The 21,470-nt window shown below is 61.6% G+C and carries 20 protein-coding genes; 14 read left to right on the forward strand and 6 right to left on the reverse strand.

Going from position 1 to position 21,470, the window contains the following annotated elements; all coding sequences use genetic code 11:
• The first annotated feature begins 137 nt into the window (after positions 1–137).
• The 5 genes from L6D74_RS01250 to L6D74_RS01270 all read left to right on the forward strand — a co-directional run bounded on the left by L6D74_RS01250 (position 138) and on the right by L6D74_RS01270 (position 4,725).
• On the forward strand, positions 138–1,568 hold the full coding sequence (locus tag L6D74_RS01250; RefSeq protein WP_236187509.1) for a coniferyl aldehyde dehydrogenase: 1,431 nt from the start codon (positions 138–140) through the stop codon (positions 1,566–1,568).
• 24 nt (positions 1,569–1,592) lie between these two features.
• Complete coding sequence (locus L6D74_RS01255; RefSeq protein ID WP_236187510.1) at positions 1,593–2,138, forward strand: twin-arginine translocation pathway signal protein; 546 nt, start codon at positions 1,593–1,595, stop codon at positions 2,136–2,138.
• Between the two features lie 42 nt (positions 2,139–2,180).
• Positions 2,181–3,776, forward strand: coding sequence for a GMC family oxidoreductase (locus tag L6D74_RS01260; RefSeq protein WP_236187511.1), 1,596 nt, complete (start codon positions 2,181–2,183; stop codon positions 3,774–3,776).
• A gap of 115 nt (positions 3,777–3,891) precedes the next feature.
• On the forward strand, positions 3,892–4,371 hold the full coding sequence (coaD, locus tag L6D74_RS01265; protein ID WP_007953414.1) for a pantetheine-phosphate adenylyltransferase: 480 nt from the start codon (positions 3,892–3,894) through the stop codon (positions 4,369–4,371).
• A 102-nt stretch (positions 4,372–4,473) separates the two neighbouring features.
• Positions 4,474–4,725: a YfhL family 4Fe-4S dicluster ferredoxin gene (locus L6D74_RS01270; protein ID WP_003195146.1), complete on the forward strand. Its 252-nt coding sequence runs from the start codon at positions 4,474–4,476 to the stop codon at positions 4,723–4,725.
• Between the two features lie 132 nt (positions 4,726–4,857).
• Here L6D74_RS01270 and L6D74_RS01275 read toward each other — a convergent pair whose 3' ends face one another.
• The 3 genes from L6D74_RS01275 to L6D74_RS01285 form a co-directional block, all read right to left on the reverse strand.
• Positions 4,858–5,181 (reverse strand): multidrug transporter, encoded by a 324-nt coding sequence (locus tag L6D74_RS01275; protein ID WP_074690137.1) that lies wholly within the window; start codon positions 5,179–5,181, stop codon positions 4,858–4,860.
• A gap of 69 nt (positions 5,182–5,250) precedes the next feature.
• Positions 5,251–6,063 (reverse strand): bifunctional DNA-formamidopyrimidine glycosylase/DNA-(apurinic or apyrimidinic site) lyase, encoded by an 813-nt coding sequence (gene mutM / locus L6D74_RS01280; RefSeq protein WP_236187512.1) that lies wholly within the window; start codon positions 6,061–6,063, stop codon positions 5,251–5,253.
• Positions 6,064–6,092: 29 nt separating this feature from the next.
• Positions 6,093–6,905, reverse strand: a complete 813-nt coding sequence (locus L6D74_RS01285) for an HDOD domain-containing protein (protein ID WP_178076163.1) — start codon at positions 6,903–6,905, stop codon at positions 6,093–6,095.
• Between the two features lie 227 nt (positions 6,906–7,132).
• On the opposite strand from L6D74_RS01285, the gene L6D74_RS01290 reads away from it, so the two are divergent.
• The 6 genes from L6D74_RS01290 to ilvD all read left to right on the forward strand — a co-directional run bounded on the left by L6D74_RS01290 (position 7,133) and on the right by ilvD (position 14,732).
• Positions 7,133–7,672: a type 1 glutamine amidotransferase domain-containing protein gene (locus L6D74_RS01290; RefSeq protein ID WP_064600129.1), complete on the forward strand. Its 540-nt coding sequence runs from the start codon at positions 7,133–7,135 to the stop codon at positions 7,670–7,672.
• Between the two features lie 83 nt (positions 7,673–7,755).
• Positions 7,756–8,952 (forward strand): class I SAM-dependent rRNA methyltransferase, encoded by a 1,197-nt coding sequence (locus L6D74_RS01295; RefSeq protein ID WP_039767907.1) that lies wholly within the window; start codon positions 7,756–7,758, stop codon positions 8,950–8,952.
• 446 nt (positions 8,953–9,398) lie between these two features.
• Complete coding sequence (locus L6D74_RS01300) at positions 9,399–10,472, forward strand: SagB family peptide dehydrogenase (protein ID WP_236187513.1); 1,074 nt, start codon at positions 9,399–9,401, stop codon at positions 10,470–10,472.
• Positions 10,469–11,425 (forward strand): diiron oxygenase, encoded by a 957-nt coding sequence (locus L6D74_RS01305; protein ID WP_236187514.1) that lies wholly within the window; start codon positions 10,469–10,471, stop codon positions 11,423–11,425. Before L6D74_RS01300 ends, L6D74_RS01305 begins: the two co-directional genes overlap by 4 nt.
• On the forward strand, positions 11,418–12,635 hold the full coding sequence (locus tag L6D74_RS01310; protein ID WP_236187515.1) for a multidrug effflux MFS transporter: 1,218 nt from the start codon (positions 11,418–11,420) through the stop codon (positions 12,633–12,635). The genes L6D74_RS01305 and L6D74_RS01310 overlap by 8 nt, the downstream gene beginning before the upstream one ends.
• Positions 12,636–12,890: 255 nt before the next feature.
• Entirely contained in the window at positions 12,891–14,732 is a 1,842-nt protein-coding gene (ilvD, locus tag L6D74_RS01315; protein WP_011336405.1) for a dihydroxy-acid dehydratase, read from the forward strand.
• A gap of 121 nt (positions 14,733–14,853) precedes the next feature.
• On the opposite strand, the gene L6D74_RS01320 is transcribed toward ilvD, so the two are convergent.
• Positions 14,854–15,915 (reverse strand): HAD family hydrolase, encoded by a 1,062-nt coding sequence (locus tag L6D74_RS01320; protein ID WP_085611998.1) that lies wholly within the window; start codon positions 15,913–15,915, stop codon positions 14,854–14,856.
• Positions 15,916–16,156: 241 nt separating this feature from the next.
• Here L6D74_RS01320 and L6D74_RS01325 point away from each other — a divergent pair, with 241 nt between their 5' ends.
• Positions 16,157–17,548 (forward strand): L-cystine transporter, encoded by a 1,392-nt coding sequence (locus tag L6D74_RS01325; RefSeq protein ID WP_236187516.1) that lies wholly within the window; start codon positions 16,157–16,159, stop codon positions 17,546–17,548.
• Between the two features lie 88 nt (positions 17,549–17,636).
• Here L6D74_RS01325 and L6D74_RS01330 read toward each other — a convergent pair whose 3' ends face one another.
• Positions 17,637–18,149: a dihydrofolate reductase gene (locus tag L6D74_RS01330; RefSeq protein WP_085612000.1), complete on the reverse strand. Its 513-nt coding sequence runs from the start codon at positions 18,147–18,149 to the stop codon at positions 17,637–17,639.
• An 85-nt stretch (positions 18,150–18,234) separates the two neighbouring features.
• Between L6D74_RS01330 and L6D74_RS01335 the strand changes: the two genes are divergently transcribed.
• The gene (locus tag L6D74_RS01335) at positions 18,235–19,608 is read left to right on the forward strand and encodes a DUF2868 domain-containing protein (RefSeq protein WP_236187517.1); all 1,374 of its coding nucleotides are present in this window, start codon (positions 18,235–18,237) and stop codon (positions 19,606–19,608) included.
• A complete protein-coding gene (locus L6D74_RS01340) occupies positions 19,601–20,986 on the forward strand; it encodes a GTPase/DUF3482 domain-containing protein (protein ID WP_236187518.1) in 1,386 nt (461 codons plus the stop codon). The genes L6D74_RS01335 and L6D74_RS01340 overlap by 8 nt, the downstream gene beginning before the upstream one ends.
• Here the strand turns inward: L6D74_RS01340 and L6D74_RS01345 are convergent.
• Positions 20,983–21,408 carry a hypothetical protein gene (locus L6D74_RS01345; protein WP_064600162.1) on the reverse strand — a complete coding sequence of 142 codons (426 nt, stop codon included), beginning with the start codon at positions 21,406–21,408 and terminating at the stop codon, positions 20,983–20,985. The genes L6D74_RS01340 and L6D74_RS01345 overlap by 4 nt on opposite strands.
• Positions 21,409–21,470: the final 62 nt, after the last annotated feature.

The raw sequence follows: 21,470 nt of genomic DNA on the forward strand, positions 1-21,470 counted from the left end.
TTTAATTCAGAGTGCGTTGGGGGGCATCTTACGGCCTAACCGGAACGGGATAAAACCAGGATGCGCAAGGAAGCCATTTGACTTTCTAGAGCATAGACTCTAAAAAGCTCCTCACAACAACAACTTCGGAGCCGCCGATGACTGCCGATATTGCCTACCTGCAAACGCTGCAACAGCCGCTGGAAGAGCTCAACCGGCTGTTTGACGCGCAGCGTGCCGCCTACGCTGCCAACCCGATGCCGCCTGCGGCCCAGCGCCAGCAATGGCTCAAGGCCCTGCGCGATTTGCTGAGCAGTGAGCGGCAGGCCTTGATCGACGCCATCAGCTCCGACTTCAGCCACCGCAGCGCCGATGAAACCCTGCTCGCCGAGCTGATGCCGAGCCTGCACGGCATTCACTACGCCAGTCGGCACATCAGCCAGTGGATGAAACCTTCAAAACGCAAAGTCGGCGTTGCTTTCCAGCCCGCGTCGGCGAAAGTCGTGTACCAGCCGCTGGGCGTGGTGGGCGTCATCGTGCCGTGGAACTACCCGCTGTTCCTGGCCATCGGCCCGCTGACCGGCGCCCTTGCGGCCGGCAATCGGGTGATGCTCAAGCTCAGCGAATCGACCCCTGCCACCGGCCTGCTGCTCAAGGAACTGCTGGCGCGGATCTTCCCCGAGGATCTGGTGTGCGTGGTGCTCGGCGAGGCCGATGTCGGCGTGGCGTTTTCGAAGATGCGCTTCGACCACCTGCTGTTCACCGGATCCACCAGCGTCGGCAAGCATGTGATGCGTGCAGCGGCAGAAAACCTGACGCCAGTGACGCTGGAACTGGGCGGCAAATCCCCGGCCATCGTCTCCCACGACGTGCCGCTCAAGGACGCCGCCGAGCGCATCGCTTTCGGCAAGACCCTCAACGCCGGCCAGACCTGCGTGGCCCCGGACTACGTGCTGGTGCCGGAAGAGCGCATCGGCGGTTTCGTCGAAGCCTATCGCCAGGCCGTGCGCGGGTTTTATCCGACACTCGCCGACAACCCGGACTACACCGCCATCATCAACGAGCGCCAACTGGCGCGGCTCAACAGCTACCTCAGCGACGCCACCAGCAAGGGCGCGCTGCTGATTCCGCTGTTCGACCAAGGCCAGGGCCGACGTATGCCGCACAGCCTGCTGCTGAATGTCAGCGACGAGATGACGGTCATGCAGGACGAGATCTTCGGCCCGTTGCTGCCGATCGTGCCGTATCAGGATCTGGATCAGGCATTTGCTTACATCAATCAGCGGCCACGTCCTCTGGCTCTTTACTACTTCGGCTACGACAAGCGCGAACAGAAACGCGTGCTCAGCGAAACCCATTCCGGTGGCGTCTGCCTCAACGACACGCTGCTGCATGTGGCGCAGGACGACATGCCGTTCGGCGGCATCGGCCCGTCGGGCATGGGCCATTACCACGGGCACGAAGGTTTCCTGACGTTCAGCAAGGCCAAAGGTGTGCTGGTCAAACAACGCTTCAACGCGGCGAGGCTGATCTACCCGCCCTACGGCAAATCCATTCAGAAACTGATCCAGAAACTGTTCATTCGCTAACGTCATCGCCGGGTAATAACAACAATGCACCCAAGCCTGACCGAAACACCTGCCCTGTCGCGCCGCGGCCTGCTGAAATTCAGCCTGGGTGCCACGGCTTTCCTCGCCACCGCTGGCCTTGGTGCCAGCCTCAGCGGCTGTTCGTCGAGCGTTTCAGCCAACGGGTTCGCCACGCTGCGCAGCGCTGATCTGCTGTTTCTGCGTGCGTTGATTCCAGTGATGCTGGATGGCGCCGTTACTGTGGAAAAGATGCCCGCTGCTGTCGACGGAACGCTTAAGTCGCTGGACTACAGCCTCGATCACCTGTCGCCGGAAATGCTCAAGCTCACCCGGCAACTGTTCGACGTGCTGGGCATGGCCGTGACGCGCGGACCATTGACCGGGATCTGGGGCAGTTGGGAAAACGCCAGCCCCGAGGCGATCCGCCATTTCCTCGAACGCTGGGAAAACAGCTCGCTGAGCCTGCTGCGCATGGGCCACAGCTCATTGCTGCAAATGGTGATGATGGCCTGGTACACCCGCGCCGAATCCTGGGCCCATTGCGGTTACCCCGGCCCGCCCGCCGTTTGAGCCTGGCGACCCACGCAAAACAATAATAAGAGAACCTGATCGATGCCCGTACCCGACCCGTTTCGCGAAGGCCTCGCCCGTGGCTGGAAAACCTACAACGGCGCGCAACTCAGCGATGACCTGACCCTGGAAGCTGATGTCGCCATCATCGGCAGCGGCGCCGGCGGCGGCACCACGGCGGAAATCCTCAGCGCCGCCGGCTATAAAGTGCTGCTGATCGAAGAAGGCCCGCTCAAGACCAGCAGCGATTTCAAACTGCTGGAAGACCAGGCCTACAGCAGCCTCTACCAGGAAGGCATCGGCCGCATGAGCAAGGACGGCGCGATCACCATCCTTCAGGGCCGCGCGGTCGGCGGCACCACGCTGATCAACTGGACATCGAGTTTTCGCACCCCCGAACCGACCCTCGAACACTGGGCCAGGGAGCACAACGTCAAAGGCCACAGCCCCGCCGACATGGCGCCGTGGTTCGAAAAAATGGAGCAGCGTCTCGGCGTCGCCCCGTGGATGGTGCCGCCCAACGCCAACAACGACGTGATCCGCAAAGGCTGCGAACAACTCGGCTACAGCTGGCACGTGATCCCGCGCAACGTACGCGGCTGCTGGAATCTGGGCTACTGCGGCATGGGCTGCCCGACCAACGCCAAGCAATCGATGATGGTCACGACCATTCCGGCGACCCTGGAAAAGGGTGGCGAACTGCTCTATCTGGCCCGGGCCGAAAAGCTTTTGATCAACGGCGACAAGGTCATCGGCCTGCAATGCGTGGCGATGGACGAACGTTGCGTCGAGCCGACTGGGCACGCCATTACCGTCAAGGCACGCCACTACGTGCTGGCCGGCGGCGGGATCAACAGCCCGGCGCTGCTGATGCGTTCGGACGCGCCGGATCCGCACAAACGCCTGGGCAAGCGCACCTTCCTGCATCTGGTGAACATGTCCGCCGGGCGTTTCGACGAGGTGATCAACCCGTTCTACGGTGCGCCGCAGTCGATTTACTCGGACCATTTCCAGTGGAAGGACGGCACCACCGGCCCGATGGCCTACAAACTCGAAGTGCCGCCGCTGCACCCGGCGCTGGCCGCCACGTTGCTCGGCGGGTTCGGTCAGGAAAGCGCGCAACACATGGCGGACCTGCCCCACACCCACGCGATGCTGGCCCTGCTGCGTGACGGTTTTCACCCGGACAGCCCGGGCGGCAGCGTCGAGCTGCGCGGTGACGGCTCGCCAGTGCTCGACTATCAGGTGTCGCCTTACACCTGGGAAGGCTTGCGCCGATCCTTCCACAGCATGGCCGAGATCCAGTTCGCCGGCGGCGCCAAAGCGGTGATGCCGATGCACGCCGATGCGCGCTACGTGAACAGCCTGGCCGAGGCCCGCTCGTTGATCGACAGCCTGAGCCTCGAGCTGTATCGCACCCGCCTGGGCAGCGCCCACGTCATGGGCGGTTGCGCAATGGGCGAGGACCCGAAAAGCGCGGTCACCGACAGCCTCGGCCGCCATCATCAACTGCGCAATCTGTCGATTCATGACGGCTCTTTGTTCCCCACCAGCATCGGCGCCAACCCGCAGTTGTCGGTGTACGGTCTGACGGCACAACTGGCAACATCCCTCGGCGAACGGCTGAGAAACCCGTGAAAAAGACGAAAATTCCGCTCGTCTATAGTGCTTTCTTACCCAACAGGCGACTTTCCCGACCGGGACGGCTGCGATACCATCCGACTCCCCAACGGATTCCCGCCAGGACGACGCGATGAACCGAGTGTTGTACCCAGGTACCTTCGACCCTATTACCAAGGGCCATGGCGATCTGGTCGAACGCGCCTCGCGCCTGTTCGACCACGTGATCATTGCCGTCGCCGCCAGCCCCAAGAAGAATCCGCTGTTCCCGCTGGAACAACGGGTCGAGCTGGCCCGCGAGGTCACCAAACACCTGCCGAACGTGGAAGTGGTCGGCTTCTCGACGCTGCTGGCGCATTTCGCCAAAGAGCAGAACGCCAACGTGTTCCTGCGTGGCCTGCGCGCGGTATCGGACTTCGAATACGAATTCCAGCTGGCCAACATGAACCGTCAGTTGGCCCCGGATGTGGAGAGCCTGTTTCTCACCCCGTCCGAGCGTTATTCGTTCATTTCCTCGACCCTGGTGCGGGAAATCGCGGCCCTGGGCGGCGATATCAGCAAGTTCGTCCACCCGGCGGTGGCCGAGGCCCTGACCCTGCGCTTCAAGAAGTAACGACCGTTCAAACGGCGCCCGCGTGCACTACGGGCGCCAATGCGGCACAATTGCGCGCATTGATTCATAGCGCCCGGGCTCCCCGCCCCGGCTGGAGTTAGCATGTCCCTGATCATCACCGACGATTGCATCAATTGCGACGTCTGCGAACCCGAGTGCCCGAACGCCGCCATCTCCCAGGGCGAAGAGATCTACGTGATCGACCCGAACCTGTGCACCCAGTGCGTCGGTCACTACGACGAGCCGCAGTGCCAGCAGGTCTGCCCGGTGGATTGCATTCCACTGGACGAAGCCCATCCGGAGACTGAAGAACAGTTGATGGAGAAGTACCGCAAGATCACCGGCAAGGCCTGAGTCCTTCAGCGCTCTCCTTCCCGACCAGGCTCGCTCCCACATTTGAAATGCATTCCACTGTGGTAGCGACGGTGCGACGACTCGACCTGCTCGCGAAAGGGCCATCGGCAACACCGTAAAAAATGGATCAGCTCACTCGCGCTGCTCGAATCCCTCCCCTGTGCAGCCCAGGCATCGCACGAACGCCGCTTTCGCCGGCGCCACCACCAGCGCCTCCCCCGCATCGCCAATTCCGCCACCCAGCGCGGTGAACGGCAACGACACGACAAACGCCCCGGCGCCGATCACCGTCGCCACCACCAGCAATGGTCGGGCAATCAGCAGGTCGCCGAGCATGGCGTAAGCCGGTGGATTCTGGATGGCGTAACGCGGATCACCGCTGCCGCCTTCCGTGGCCTGAACGGTCAGACTGAAGCACAGCAGCAGTGCGGCGATGAGGGTTTGCAAGGACTTCATGGCACGATCCTTCGGGCTGAACAGTGAGACATCTCACTATAGACCGTAGGACTTTTTCGGACGCCCTGCTCAGCTCTGGCAGCGCGGACACCAGACGCTGGCGCGCTGGCCGAGCTTGATTTCCCGCAGGCCCGTGCCACAGACCTTGCAGTGCTCGCCACCGCGACCGTAGACAAACAGCTCCTGCTGGAAATACCCCGGCTGCCCGTCGCCACCGATGAAGTCGCGCAACGTGGTGCCGCCACGCTCGATGGCCGCGGCGAGGATGCGTTTGATCTCGATCGCCAGCTTCAAGTAGCGCGCCCGGGAAATGCCCTTGGCTTCGCGGCGCGGATCGATGCCGGCGGCGAACAGCGCTTCGGTCGCGTAGATATTGCCGACCCCCACCACCACCGCGTTGTCCATGATGAACGGCTTGACCGCCATCGACCGCCCGCGCGACAGCTGATACAGCCGCTCGCCATCGAACAGATCGGTCAACGGCTCCGGACCCAGACGGATCAGCAATTCGTGATTGAGCGGATCGTTGCTCCAGAGCATCGCCCCGAAGCGCCGTGGATCGGTGTAGCGCAGGGCCAGGCCCGATTCCAGTTCTATATCGACATGCTCATGCTTGGCCGCCGGCATCCCGACCTCAACCAGCCGCAAATTGCCCGACATGCCCAGATGGCTGATCAAGGTGCCGACTTCGGCGTTGATCAACAGATACTTGGCGCGCCGCTCGACCAGCACGATGCGCTGCCCGGACAGGCGCACATCGAGGTCTTCGGGAATCGGCCAGCGCAGCCGCCGGTCACGCACGATCACCCGGCTGACACGCTGGCCTTCCAGGTGCGGGGCAATACCGCGGCGGGTGGTTTCGACTTCCGGCAATTCAGGCATGAGTGTCTCGAATCAAGGGTCTTTTTAAATCAGTGCGCGCCAAGTTCGCGGATGGTCTGCTTCAACGTTTCAAAGTCGTAATCCGAGAGGCCGATGTATTCCAGCACCAGCGGCCCGACCGCCTGCCATTCGAAGTCTTCGGTCTGGTTACCCAAAACCCGGTACGACGCGCAGATGTGCTCGGCCATTTTGAGGATCGCCAGCAGGTTTTTCATCTGACTGTTGCGCGAGGTCTCGTCGCTGAAGATCGCCAGCGCGTTGTGGTGATTGGCGATGGCCGCGCTGACATGCTCCGGCAGGCGCCAGGACTTGGCGGTGTAGTAGCCGACCACCGAGTGATTGGTGTTGTAGACGTCGTTCTCGGTGTCCACAATCCGGCGCTCGGCACCCGCGTTGGCGTAAGCCGTTTCGAGCGTCGCCATGTAATCCGGGAAACGCTGAAGCATCAGCGGAACGCCGCAGTCATGGAACAGGCCCAAGGCGTAAGCCTCGTCGCTCGCCTCGGTGCCGACGCGTTTGGCCAGGGTCAGGCAGGTCATGGCCACGTCCTGGGCGGTGTCCCAGAAACGGTTGAGGGTGACGATAGTGTCGTCGTTCATTTCACCCTTGATTGACATCGCGTTGATCAGATTGATGATCGAACGGCTGCCCAACAGGTTCACCGCGCGCTTGATCGAAGTGATCTTATTGCTCAGGCCGTAATAGGGCGAATTGACGATTTTCAGCAGCGAGCCGGACAGGCCGGGATCCTGGGAGATCAGCTTGGCGATCGTCTCCAGGTCGGGGTCGGGCATGTACTGCTCCATTTGCAGATCCACCATGATCTGCGGCTGCGCGGGCACACTGATGCCTTGCAGGGACTGTTGAATCTGTTCGGTGGTCAGCTCTTGGGACATAAGTACACACTCTGGGACAGGCGGCGATTCTAACCTCTAAAAACCGACGCACGACACACCAGTGGGCAATTCGCAGGAACTTTCACTTTCCACCAGCCTTCGGAATCTGTAGTGCCCGGAGCAGTTCTCCATCTGTCTCGGGCAGTAATTCCAACAGACTCAGGAGCTTAACGATGGCTACTTCTCTCAGCGGCAAGCGCGTCGCTTTTCTCGTAACCGACGGTTTCGAGCAGGTTGAACTGACTGGCCCCAAACAGGCACTGGAGCAGGCGGGAGCGCAGGTTGACATCCTCTCCGCCGAAGCCGGCAGCGTCAAAGGCTGGAACCACGATAAACCTGCAGACGACTTCAAGGTCGACCAGACCTTCCAGGGCGCAAGCATCGAACAATACGACGCCGTGGTGCTTCCCGGCGGTGTGCAGAACTCTGACACCATCCGCATCGACCAGGACGCCCAGCACCTGGTCAAGACCGGCACCTCCGCCGGCAAACCGATCGCGGTGATCTGCCATGGCAGCTGGCTGCTGATTTCGGCAGGACTGGTCAATGGCAAGACTATGACCAGCTACAAGACGGTCAAGGACGATCTGGTCAACGCGGGGGCAAACTGGGTCGATCAGGAGGTGGTCAAGGACGGCAACCTGATCAGCAGCCGCCAACCGGACGATATTCCGGCGTTCAGCGACGCACTGATCGACGCGCTGTCGGCATAGGGCTCCGGCGCGTTTCATCGCACGCCAAACCCGGCATAAGGCGCAACACGGTATACTCCCGCTCTTTTTTCCGGAGCGACGTCATGTCCCTGCCTAGCTTGCGCCTCAAAGCCAACGCCGACCGTCGCCTGCGCGCCGGTCACCTGTGGATCTACAGCAACGAAATCGACGTGGCCGCAACCCCGTTGCACGGCTTCAAGGCCGGCGACCAGGCGATCCTCGAAGCCGCCGGCGGCAAGCCGCTGGGCATTGTCGCCATGAGCCCGAACAACCTGATCTGCGCGCGCCTGCTGTCGCGCGACATCAAGCTGCCGCTGGACAAGTCGCTGCTGGTGCATCGCCTGAACGTGGCCCTGTCGCTGCGCGAGCGCCTGTTCGACAAGCCGTTCTATCGTCTGGTCTACGGCGATTCCGACCTGCTGCCGGGTCTGGTGGTCGACCGTTTCGGCGACATCCTCGTGGTGCAACTCGCCTCCGCGACCATGGAAGCCCATAAAGATGACGTGATCGCGGCGCTGACCCAAGTACTCAAGCCAAGCGGCATCCTGTTCAAGAACGACTCCGCCGCCCGCGATGCCGAAGGCCTCGAGCGTTACACCGAAACCGTCTTCGGCGTGGTACCGGAGTGGGTGGCGCTGGAAGAGAACGGCGTGAAATTCGAAGCGCCGGTGGTTCAGGGTCAGAAAACCGGCTGGTTCTACGATCACCGCATGAACCGCGCACGCCTGGCCCCTTACGCCAAGGGCAAGCGCGTGCTGGACCTGTACAGCTACATCGGTGGCTGGGGTGTGCAGGCGGCCGCGTTCGGCGCCAGCGAAGTGTTCTGCGTCGACGCTTCGGGCTTCGCCCTCGATGGCGTTGAGCGCAACGCTGCACTGAACGGCTTTGCCGACAAGATGACCTGCATCGAAGGCGACGTCTTCGAAGCCCTCAAGGAACTCAAGGCCAGCGAAGAGCGCTTCGACGTGATCGTTGCCGACCCGCCTGCGTTCATCAAGCGCAAGAAAGACCTGAAAAACGGTGAAGGCGCCTACCGTCGCCTGAACGAGCAAGCCATGCGCCTGCTCAACAAGGACGGCATCCTGTTCAGTGCTTCGTGCTCGATGCACCTGCCGGAAGACGACTTGCAGAACATCCTGCTGACCAGCGCCCGTCACCTGGACCGCAACATCCAGCTGCTGGAGCGTGGCGGCCAGGGCCCGGATCACCCGGTACACCCGGCCATTCCGGAAACCCGCTACATCAAGAGCATCACCTGCCGCCTGCTGCCTAACAGCTGACAGACACACGGCACTGACGCTGTCGAAAGGGGAGCCCAGAGGCTCCCCTTCTTTTTGTCTTTAACTTTCCTTTCCTACATTTATCGTCCTGGCGACGTGCAGGATATTTCCGCGAATACTTTATTTACTGAAATTTAACTTACAAACTCACTCCCATCCAAAGATCACTCCGACAGAATTACTGGAATATTCCTACTTAATATTTGCTTGCGATTAACCCATTACAAACTATTATTAAGTCGTCACCAAGGAGGTGACACAAACTAACCACGAAGCACCAATGAACAAGGAGTTCAATCATGAAAGCAATTACTCTGGAATCCCGCACCCTCGCAAACCTGGCTTTTCTGGTCGCACCTAAAGTCCGTTAAGTAAGGTTGGCGCTGGGTATAGCCGGCTACCCAGCGCCTCTGACAAAGCATCCATCCAGAGCAACGTGCCCCGACATGCATATAAACCCTTATTTATTCATACTGCCACGAACACCCGGCCAGATAGTCTGGAATTACAAAGACCATACTCAACATGAACTTAACCTTGAGTATTCCACTCGATTGGCGCAACTTATTCACAACCCTGATTTATATGACAACAACAACACAATAGACACAAAACTTTTAGATAGCGGAATACTGATTTCTTCAAAAAAACCAGCGCCCGTCTGGGGCTGGGATGAACTGTCCAGGATCTACCATATCGGCACTCGGGATATTCCGTGCGAACAGACTCCCCGAAATATTCAGGAATGGTCCAGGCAATACCTCGAACACTGCAACACAGTGCTTGCCACTTCACCTCCGCCCGACATCCCTGCGGATACCGGTCCGAACGCGCTCATCACCCTGCCCGCACCGCTCGTACTGAATGACGACAGCCTGTTGAGTTCACTGACCCGACGAAAGACCTGCCGCTCCTTCACCGGTGCCGCCGTTTCGCTGGATGATGTCGGCACCTTGCTTTACCTGTCACTCGGCTACCTGCGAGAACGCGCAGCCGACCGCGACGACAGCATCGCCGACGGACTTGGAGCGCGACGCAGCAGCCCTTCCGGAGGCGGCCTCAATGCCTGCGCCGGGTTCGTGCTGGTGCAGAACGTCGACGCACTGGCGCCTGGCGTCTATGCCTACCACCCTGCCGAACATGCCCTGAGCTTCATCAGCACGTTGCCCGACAGCGAATTTGGCAATCTGCTGGGGGGCCAGCACTTCATCAACAACTTGCCATTGGGCCTGTTCATCACCGCCCGCTTCGACCGGCTCTGGTGGAAATACCCGCATTCGCGCGCCTATCGAATGGCGTTCGTCGAAGCCGGGCACCTTTCGCAGACGTTTCAACTGGTGGCCACCGCGCTGGGCATGAACACCTGGCTCACGGGCGCGTTTTCCGATGAGCAGGTCGAAACATTGCTGAAGCTCGAGAACAGTGCGGAACAACCCTTGTTCTTCGTCGGTTGCGGGGAAAGCGATGGCCAGGCGATGTGTCAGGAAATGCGCGACCTGCTGCGTGAGGCACAGCCATGAGCGCCCTCGCCCCGAAGCCGGTCTTTCAGTTCACCCTGAGCGACTGGAACACCCGCGCCTCGGTCCGCACCAGCCCCCACGATTACCACTTGCCGGACAACGTGCAGGAACAACTGGAGACCCGGCACTGGTTTCCGCCGGCGTTCCTGCCCTATCTGGCCCACCCGTCTATTGAAGCAGCGGGCCGTTCGATGCTGCATCGGCTCACGGCCCGACATCTGGTGCATTTTCTCGACTACACCACGTTGCTCGAACACCGGATCGTCAATCGCGCCGTCGAAACCATCGTGCATGGCGAGCTTCCGGTCGCGGTGCTGGCGCCGATGAAAACCGCCGCGCTCCAGCTCTACACCGACGAGGGCTATCACGCGCTGTTTTCCAGTCAGGTGGCGGAGCAGATCGCCAGCCTCTACGCCATCACCGGGCGCCCGGTCATGCCCAGACGAATCACCCGGATGAACCTGCTGATTGCTCGCACCAGTCAGGAGCAGCGGCCGCTGGCGTGCTTTCTTCTGGGTTTCGTCTCGGAAACCATCATTGCCCGTGAACTGCTGGATGTCTGCCGCGACAGTCTGGTGTCCGGTGTCAACGACATGCTGCGCGATCACCTCACCGATGAAGCCCGCCACAGCCGGTATTTCACAGAAGTGTTCCACTACCTCTGGTTGCACCTGAACCCGCGACAGCGAACGTTTACCGCGACGACCTTGCTCGACATTCTGCAAATTTTCTTCGAAGTGGATGAGCACTGGCTCCAGGAAAGCCTCGGTGGCGCGGGCATTGCAAACACCACGGTGGTGGACATTCTCGCCACGATGACAACGACCCAGGCCAGTCGGCGGCGGGCACGCGCCGGCAGCCTCGCCACACTGAGCGCGTTGAAGAAAGCCGGTTTTTTCGCCGAACCTCAAAACCAGACACTTTTTGCCAGGGCAGGACTGATCGATGGATGACGGACAATCTGTGGTGACTCCGCGACAGCGGCGCGGGGCTGTCAGCCTCCTGCTGGCAATGGTGTTGCTCGGCGTCTTCCCGCTGGATGTCCTGCTGCCTTCGTTCCCGGCGCTGGCCGAACACTTTGGCCGCACCCCGGCGGACATCGCCCTGTCGATCAGCCTGTTCGCTGTCGGGATTGCCTTCGCCCAGCTGTTGATCGGTCCATTGTCGGATGTGATCGGACGCAAAGGCCTGCTGCTCGCCGGCATGAGCGCGTCTATGATCGGCGCCTTGGGGTGCGTGATGACCTCGGACTATTCGCTGTTCCTGATGTTTCGGGTGGTGCAGGCGCTGGGTTGCGGTTGCTTCGTGCTATCACAAGCGCTGGTGCAGGACCTGTTCGAAGGCGAGGAGCGTAATCGCTTGCGGATCCTGATGGTCACCGCCACCGGAATTTTCATCTCGGTATCGCCTCTTGCCGGTACCTTTCTTCAGGCAACGCTGGGCTGGCGCGGCAGCTTCTGGGTGTTTACCGCGCTGTCCGCCATCGTGCTGCTAAAGGCCTGGTGGTTTCTGGACAACAGCCGGCCGGCAGCCCGGGGCACACCCACCCACTTTCTGAAGGCTTACCGACGGGTACTGGGAGATTTCGACTTCGTCGGTTACTGGCTGATTTCGGCCTTTGCCTTCGCCTGTCACTTTTCCTTCATCGTGATTTCGCCGCTGATTTTCATGGACCGCCTGCAACTGTCCGCTTATGACTTCTCGCTGTTCCTGCTGATCTACGGCGCGGCGTATATAGTCGGGGGCATCCTGGCCAGCGTGCTGAGCAGGCGGATCAACGGTGGCCAGCAGATTATCGTCGGGTTGAGCCTGATCCTGTTCGCCGGCCTGAGCATGCTCTATCTGTCATCGAACTTCGCGCTGACCCCGGCCACGGTATTGATCCCGATGCTGATCTGCACCGCCGGCACCACCATCGCCCGGCCCGCAGCTACCTCGCGGGCGATGAGTCTGTTTCCCGAAAATGCCGGCACGTCGGCATCCGCCGGCAGCACGCTGATCTTCATTTGCGGCGGGCTGATCAGTGCGCTGATCAGTCTGAGCCCTGCCAACCTGCAATCCACGCTGGGCTACAGCTTCGTGATGCTCAGTGGGGTGGCACTGGCATTGAACGCCCGAATCAGTCGGCGCAGCGATCTTGTGGGGCAACCGGACAGCGATTAACCCTGCCGGTCGTCATCCCGCACGCTTCGTCAGCACTGGAACAACGTTTTGCGCCATTCCCTCCTGACGCCAGCGGTGTAGAATCGCGAGATTCATCGCCATTCATCCCCGGCGGGTTTATGAGCTCAGACTGAGACCAGCGGCGATCCCGCAACGTCATCGGCAACATCAGGACACACGGCCATTTCTGAGTGTTCCAGACGTCAATAGAAGCTCACTCCCCTTTGATACCTGATTAGCCGCCCGGAGTGCTCCATGCCAGATTACCGCTCGAAAACATCCACCCACGGCCGCAACATGGCCGGCGCCCGCGCATTGTGGCGCGCCACCGGGATGAAAGATGACGACTTCAAGAAGCCGATCATCGCCATTGCCAACTCCTTCACCCAGTTCGTACCGGGCCACGTTCACCTGAAGGACCTGGGCCAGCTGGTTGCCCGTGAGATCGAACGCGCTGGCGGCGTTGCAAAGGAATTCAACACCATCGCCGTGGACGACGGCATCGCCATGGGCCACGACGGCATGCTCTATTCGCTGCCGAGCCGCGAGATCATCGCCGACTCCGTCGAGTACATGGTCAACGCCCACTGCGCCGACGCCATCGTCTGCATCTCGAACTGCGACAAGATCACCCCGGGCATGCTGATGGCCGCTCTGCGCCTGAACATCCCGGTGATCTTCGTCTCCGGCGGCCCGATGGAAGCCGGCAAGACCAAACTGGCCAGCCACGGTCTCGACCTGGTCGACGCCATGGTCATTGCCGCCGACTCCAGCGCCTCTGACGAGAAGGTTGCCGAGTACGAGCGCAGCGCCTGCCCGACCTGCGGTTCGTGCTCCGGCATGTTCACCGCCAACTCGATGAACTGCCTGACCGAAGCCCTGGGCCTCGCATTGCCGGGCAACGGTTCGACCCTGGCCACCCACAGCGATCGCGAACAGCTGTTCCTGCAGGCCGGCCGCACCATCGTCGAGCTGTGCAAACGCTACTACGGCGAGAACGACGAGTCGGTACTGCCGCGCAACATCGCCAACTTCAAGGCGTTCGAGAACGCGATGATGCTCGACATCGCCATGGGCGGTTCGACCAACACCATCCTGCATTTGCTGGCCGCTGCCCAGGAAGCCGAAATCGACTTCGACCTGCGTGACATCGATCGTCTGTCGCGCAAGGTGCCGCAACTGTGCAAAGTTGCGCCGAACATCCAGAAGTACCACATGGAAGACGTGCACCGCGCCGGCGGCATCTTCAGCATCCTCGGTTCGCTGGCCCGTGGCGGCCTGCTGCACACCGACCTGCCGACCGTGCACAGCCGCAGCATGGAAGAAGCCATCGCCAAGTGGGACATCACCCAGACCGACGATGAAGCCGTGCACCATTTCTTCAAGGCAGGCCCGGCGGGCATTCCGACGCAAACCGCGTTCAGCCAGTCAACCCGTTGGGAAACCCTGGACGACGACCGTGAAAACGGCTGCATCCGCAGCTTCGAACACGCCTATTCGAAAGAAGGTGGCCTGGCCGTGCTGTACGGCAACATCGCCCTGGACGGCTGCGTGGTGAAAACCGCCGGCGTCGACGAGTCGATCCATGTGTTCGAGGGCAACGCGAAGATCTTCGAAAGCCAGGACAGCGCGGTACGTGGCATCCTCGCCGACGAAGTGAAGGAAGGCGACATCGTCATCATTCGCTACGAAGGCCCGAAAGGCGGTCCGGGCATGCAGGAAATGCTCTACCCGACCTCGTACCTGAAATCCAAAGGCCTGGGCAAAGCCTGCGCCCTGCTGACCGACGGCCGTTTCTCCGGCGGTACTTCCGGTCTGTCCATCGGCCACGCTTCGCCAGAGGCTGCAGCCGGTGGCGCGATCGGTCTGGTACAGGACGGCGACAAGGTGCTGATCGACATTCCAAACCGCTCGATCAACCTGTTGATCAGCGACGAAGAACTGGCGGCACGCCGTGTCGAGCAGGACAAGAAAGGCTGGAAACCGGTCGAACAGCGTCCACGCAAAGTGACCACTGCCCTCAAGGCCTACGCCCTGCTGGCGACCAGCGCCGACAAGGGTGCGGTGCGCAACAAGGCGATGCTCGACGGGCTGTAAGCGTCAAATCGCAGAAACAAAAATGCCCCGCCAAGTGCGGGGCATTTTTTTTGCCTTCAGGTTTTGATCGTTCCCACGCGGACGGTTCAACGCCTCGACGTGGGAACGATCACCGTAGCAATTACTGGATTTCCTCAGGTTTGACGATCACCCAGTTCTTGTCCGCCGTCACCGGCAAGCCTTCTTTCGCCTGGGCCGCCGCGTGCTTGGCCATCATGCCCTGAATCTGGGTCATGTATTTGTCCTTGCGGTTGACCCACAAGTGAATGCCGCCCTTCGCCACGTCCACATCGTGGAACAGCATGTAGCCGTCGCTGGTCGGCGTGTCGCCCCCCACCAGTACCGGTTTTTTCCATTCGTCGATGTAGGTCAGGATCGCCGCGTGCTTGCCGGCCATCCAGGTCGCCGGGGTCCACAGGTACGGGGTCAGTTCGAGGCCGAGGTTGGCTTTCTCGTCATATTTGCCGGCAGTGATCTGCTTGCGCGCGGTGGTCAGCTCGCCGGTGTCGCGGTTCTTCAGCAAGGTGGTCACGCCGATCACGTTCTGCGGTTTGACGTTGTAGCCATACTTCGGATCGGCCGCGACCATGCGCACCAGTTCTTCGGAGGCGGCGGTCATCACGTAGACCTCGATGCCGTTCTCCATCAGTTTGTTGTACAGCTCTTTCTGGCCAGTGAAGATCTTCGGCGGATTCACATCCAGATTCTTGACCACGTCACCTTCGTAATAGGTCGCCGGCACCGGTTTGCCCGAGGCCATCAGCTCATCGACGTAGCCCTTGAGTTCCTTGAGGGTGAAGCCGGAAAACACCTGAGCCACCCATGGATAGCAGACCATGTCGTCGACTTCGCAGAGGCGGTAGTAGTAGCTGAACAGGCTTTCCTTGTGGTCGGCCGTGTCCTTGAACGGCATCAGTTTCAGGGAGGGGTCGAGCTTGTCGCGGGTGATCAGGCCCTTGTTTTCCATGAACGGCAGCAACGACTCTTCGAGGTCGTAGCGGTAACTGGTGTTGTCCATGTCGAACACCGCGTAGTTACCCTTGTTGGCGTTGGCGGCGATCATCGCGTCCAATGCCTTGGCCTGATCCGCCGGCCAGTGCTTCAGGTCGGTGGCGAATGCCTGAGTGGCCAGGCCCATCCCCACAGTCAGTGCGACAGCCAGAAATTTCGGTGTGAACTTCATTGGCGCTTTCTCCCTGGGTCAAAGAAATCGACGCTAACAAATATGTGTGACAGTCCTCGTCTGTCAGCGACCGTCCACGTCCGTTTCGCGCCAGCTGCATCCCCGAGAGCGACACCCGCTTATTCCAAAAACGACGGACGACCTTTGATTTCGGTATTAAATCATTGCAAATCAAGCTGTTAGGCTTGCCGGTTCGCAGCAGCCCCGGAAGGCTGTTGGCACAGTCTTTTCTGGAGTCCTCATGAATCTGTCCCTGATTCTCAACCTGCTGGTGTTCCTCGCCCTGCTTTTTGGTCTGGCGCAAACCCGTCACACCACGTGGAGCCTGGCAAAAAAAGTCCTGCTCGCGCTGGTGCTGGGTGTGGCATTCGGCGTCGCGCTGCACACGATTTACGGCGCCGGCAACCCAGTGCTGAAAGCCTCGCTCGGCTGGTTCGATCTGGTCGGCAACGGTTATGTGCAACTGCTGCAAATGATCGTGATCCCGCTGGTATTCGCCTCGATCCTCAGCGCCGTGGCCCGTCTGCACAACGCTTCTTCGCTGGGCAAGATCAGCTTCCTGACCATCGGCACGCTGCTGTTCACCACCGCGATTGCGGCGCTGATCGGCATCGGCCTGACCAACCTGTTCGGCCTGACCGCCGAAGGCCTGGTCGCCGGCACTCAGGAAATGGCCCGTCTGCAAACCATTCAGACCGACTACGCCGGCAAGGTCGCCGACCTGAATGTGCCGCAACTGCTGCTGTCGTTCATCCCGCAGAACCCGTTCGCCGACCTGGCGCGGGCCAAACCGACCTCGATCATCAGCGTGGTGATCTTCGCCGCGTTCCTGGGGGTTGCCGCGCTGCAACTGCTCAAGGATGACGTCGAGAAAGGTCAGAAAGTGATCAACGCCATCGACACCCTGCAAGCCTGGGTGATGCGTCTGGTGCGTCTGGTGATGAAGCTGACCCCTTACGGCGTGCTGGCGCTGATGACCAAAGTGGTGGCCGGTTCCAACCTGCAGGACATCATCAAGCTCGGCAGTTTCGTCGTGGTGTCGTACCTCGGCCTGGGCCTGATGTTCGTGGTGCACGGCCTGCTGGTGTCGGCGGCCGGGATCAACCCGCTGCGTTTCTTCCGCAAGATCTGGCCGGTGCTGACCTTCGCGTTCACCAGCCGCTCCAGCGCCGCGAGCATCCCGCTGAGCATCGAAGCGCAAACCCGTCGTCTGGGCATTCCGCAATCGGTGGCAAGCTTCGCCGCATCGTTCGGTGCGACCATCGGCCAGAACGGCTGCGCCGGCCTGTACCCGGCGATGCTGGCGGTGATGGTTGCGCCAACCGTCGGCATCAACCCGCTGGATCCGCTGTGGATCGCGACGCTGGTGGCGATTGTTACCTTAAGTTCGGCCGGTGTGGCGGGCGTGGGTGGCGGTGCGACCTTCGCCGCGCTGATCGTGCTGCCGGCCATGGGCTTGCCGGTTTCGCTGGTGGCGTTGCTGATTTCGGTCGAGCCGCTGATCGACATGGGTCGCACGGCGCTGAACGTGAGTGGTTCGATCACGGCCGGTGCGATTACCAGCCAGGTGATGCAGCAGACCGACAAGGCACTGCTGGATGCCGATGAGCATGCGGAACTGGCTCAGGCTTGAGTAGCGTCTGACAGACCGCTATCGCGAGCAGGCCCGCTCCCACAGGGATATGCATTCCAATTTGGGAGCTGGCCTGCCAGCGAGGCTCTTAGGCTTTTTCCCAGACTTCGAAGTTGTAAGCCGGTTTGTCGCCTTCAGCCGGATTCGGCACGTTCGACACCAGTTTCCACTGGTTCAGATCGAACTCCGGAAACCACGCATCGCCTTCCGGGCTCAGTGCCACGCGAGTCAGATACAGACGATCTGCCTGCGCCAGCCCCTGCGCATACAATTGCGCCCCGCCAATCAGCATCAATTCGTCGACGCCCTGCTCTTTCGCCCACGCTTCGGCGCGAACCACGGCCGCTTCCAGCGACGGATAGACTTCCGCACCTTCCAGCACAAGATCCTGCTGACGGCTGACCACGATGTTCAAACGCCCCGGCAACGGGCGACCCAGCGAGTCCCAGGTCTTGCGGCCCATGATGATCGGCTTGCCGAGCGTCGTGGCCTTGAAGTATTTGAAGTCCCCCGGCAGGTGCCAGGGCATGCTGTTGTCGACGCCGATCACACGGTTTTCACCGAGGGCTGCGATCAGGCTGAGGGGGAGTGATTTAGTCATGCCGGCGAGGATACCAGAGCCGCCCTTACCCCGATAAGCGCCACAGCGGTTATGCTCACGGCTCAATCAAGCAACGGGATGCCGCGTGACTGAACTGACTTCACTGCAAAACCTCTGGCTCACCGAAACCGTGCGCCTGCGCGAAGAACACGCAGGCCCGCTGGACGATCTGGAAGCCAATCGCCTGGCCCGCGCGGCCGGCGGCGATCTGCCGGGACGCATTCAGCGCCGCGCCCTGTGGCTGGCCGAGCGCGACGGCCTGACCGCCGCGCTCAAGCACTGGTTGCAAGGCGCACGCCTCGCGCTGGTGTTGCTGGCGATCTTCGCGGTACTGAGCGGTGCCGGTCTGGCCTTCGCCGCACTGGGCCAGACGCCGGTCAATGTGTTCTGGGCCCTGGGCAGTCTGCTCGGGCTGAACCTGATTCTGCTGCTGAGCTGGGCGCTGGGGCTGATCTTCGCTGGCGAACATGGCGCCACCCTCGGCCGCTTGTGGCTGTGGCTCAGTGAAAAACTCGCCCGCGACGCCAAGGCGGCGCAACTGGCGCCGGCCCTGCTGCTGATGCTGCAACGCCAGAAACTCAATCGCTGGGCACTCGGTACGCTGGTCAATGGCCTGTGGTTGCTGGCGATGTTCAGCGCGCTGGTTTTGCTGCTGACCCTGATGGCGACCCGGCGCTACGGTTTCGTCTGGGAAACCACGATTCTCAGCGCCGACACGTTCATCAACATGACCCAGGCCCTCGGCGCCTTGCCCGCGCTGCTGGGCTTCAACGTGCCGACCGTGGACATGATCCGCGCCAGCGGCGACACCGCGCTGAACATCGAAAGCGCCCGTCAGGCCTGGGCGACCTGGCTGGTCGGCGTGCTGGTAGTGTACGGCGTGCTGCCGCGTCTGCTGTTGGCGCTTTTTTGCTTCTGGCGCTGGAACAGCGGCAAGGCTGCGTTGCGCCTGGACCTGAACCTGCCCGGCTACGCCCAACTGCGCGAACGCCTGATGCCGACCAGCGAACGCCTCGGCATCACCGACCCGGAGCCTGCGCAATTGCACCGCGTAGAAAGCACCGTGGGCGAACACGCCAGCGACGGCGCGCTGCTCGTGGCAATCGAACTCGACGACCAACACTCATGGCCGCCGACGCTGCCGAAAAACGTCAGCAACGCCGGCATCCTCGACAGTCGGGAATCGCGCAACAAACTGCTCGAACAGCTCAGCCGCTTCCCGCCGGCGCGCCTGGCGATTGCCTGCGACCCACGGCGTTCGCCGGATCGCGGCAGCCTGGCGCTGATTGCCGAGCTGGCGCGCAACGCCGCCGCAACCCGTGTCTGGCTGTTGCAGGCGCCGCAAGGACAAGCGCTGGACGCCGAACGCCTCGGTGACTGGCACGTGGCATTGCATCAGCTGGAACTGCCGTTCGCCGATTGCGCCCCGTTGAACTGGCTGGAGCACGGACATGACTGATGCCTGGAAAGCGCCGCTGAAACTGGCGGTGGTCGGCCACACCAACGTCGGCAAGACTTCGCTGCTGCGCACCCTGACCCGCGACGTCGGCTTCGGCGAAGTCTCTCATCGCCCGAGCACCACGCGGCATGTCGAAGGCGCGCGGTTGTCGGTGGATGGCGAGCCGTTGCTCGACCTCTACGACACACCCGGTCTGGAAGATGCCATCGCCCTGCTGGATTTTCTCGAGCGTCTGGAACGCCCCGGCGAACGCCTCGACGGCCCGGCACGGCTGGCGCGGTTTCTCGACGGCAGCGAGGCGCGCCAGCGTTTCGAACAGGAAGCCAAGGTACTGCGGCAACTGCTTGATTCCGACGCCGGCCTGTATGTGATCGATGCACGCGAACCGGTGCTGGCCAAGTACCGCGACGAACTGGAAGTGCTGGCCAGTTGCGGCAAACCGTTGCTGCCGGTGCTGAATTTCGTCAGCAGCGCCAACCACCGCGAGCCGGACTGGCGTGAAGCACTGGCGCGTCTTGGCCTGCATGCGCTGGTGCGTTTCGACAGCGTCGCCCCGCCCGAAGATGGCGAGCGGCGGCTGTATGAAAGCCTCGCACTGTTGCTGGAAAACGCCCGCCCACAACTTGAACGGCTGATCGCCGATCAACAAGCGCAACGCCTTGCCCGCGAGCAAAGCGCCGCGCGCCTGATTGCCGAATTGTTGATCGACTGCGCCGCGTGCCGACGCAGTGTGGCGAGCAACGCCGAACAGGAACAACAGGCCATCAGTGAACTGCGCAAAGCCGTGCGCCAGCGGGAACAACGCTGCGTCGAAGCGCTGCTCAAGCTCTACGCCTTCCGCCCGCAGGACGCCGCCGCCAGCGATCTGCCGCTGCTCGACGGGCGCTGGGGCGATGACCTGTTCAACCCGGAAACCCTCAAGCAACTCGGCGTGCGGGTCGGCGGCGGGATTGCCGCCGGTGCCGCAGCCGGTGCGGGTGTGGACTTGCTGGTCGGCGGCATCACCCTCGGCGCCGCCGCTCTGGCCGGTGCCATTGCCGGCGGCGCCCTGCAAACCGCCCGCAGCTATGGCAACCGCCTGCTCGGCAAGATCAAAGGGCAGCGGGAACTGACGGTCGACGACAACGTGCTGCGCCTACTGGCCCTGCGTCAGCGGCAACTGCTGCAAGCGCTGAACGCCCGTGGCCATGCGGCGCTGGACAGCATTCAGGTAGCGACGCCGCAGGACAAGACCTGGCGTGAGGGCAAGCTGCCGGAGGCGCTGAGCATCGCCCGGGCCCACCCGCAGTGGTCGTCGCTCAATCCGCATTCGAAGCTGAATCAGGCCCAGCGTCAGGAACAGATCGATGAGCTGGTGAGCAAAGTGCTCGAACTCTAGAACCAGCCGAGCTTGAGGAACGGTTTGACCAGCGCCGTCACCCGGCTGCGATCGGTGCGATTGGCCCGCCCGTCGTTGTCGACGTCCGAGCACAGCACAACCTCGAAACCGCCATCGTTATCCAGGTCGTGGACGGCGGCCTTGTAAGCGATGGTTTCGCCTTGGTGAAAGTGCAGCCTCACTGATTCCGGCGTTCCATCGCGGCCGGGGTTCAAAGCAAAGATCCGCAGATGTCGCGTGTCCTCATCGGCCGCGTTGAACCAGGCACATTTCAGATAAGTTCGGGAGAAGCTGCGCAGTTGCGCCACTTCACGAGCCGACGCTTCACGCCAATCCTGTTCGCTGTCATGAAAGCGCAGCTGGACAGTGTCCCCTGCGCCGCTGCCGGATCGATCCCGGGCAATCACTTTCAAAAAACGCATCCGTGCGCTCCTTCGGCAAAAAAACCAGTCTGGGCCGAAGGGGCAATACCTGCCATGCACCG

It is taken from the genome of Pseudomonas pharyngis (assembly GCF_021602345.1).
Lineage (GTDB): Bacteria > Pseudomonadota > Gammaproteobacteria > Pseudomonadales > Pseudomonadaceae > Aquipseudomonas > Aquipseudomonas pharyngis.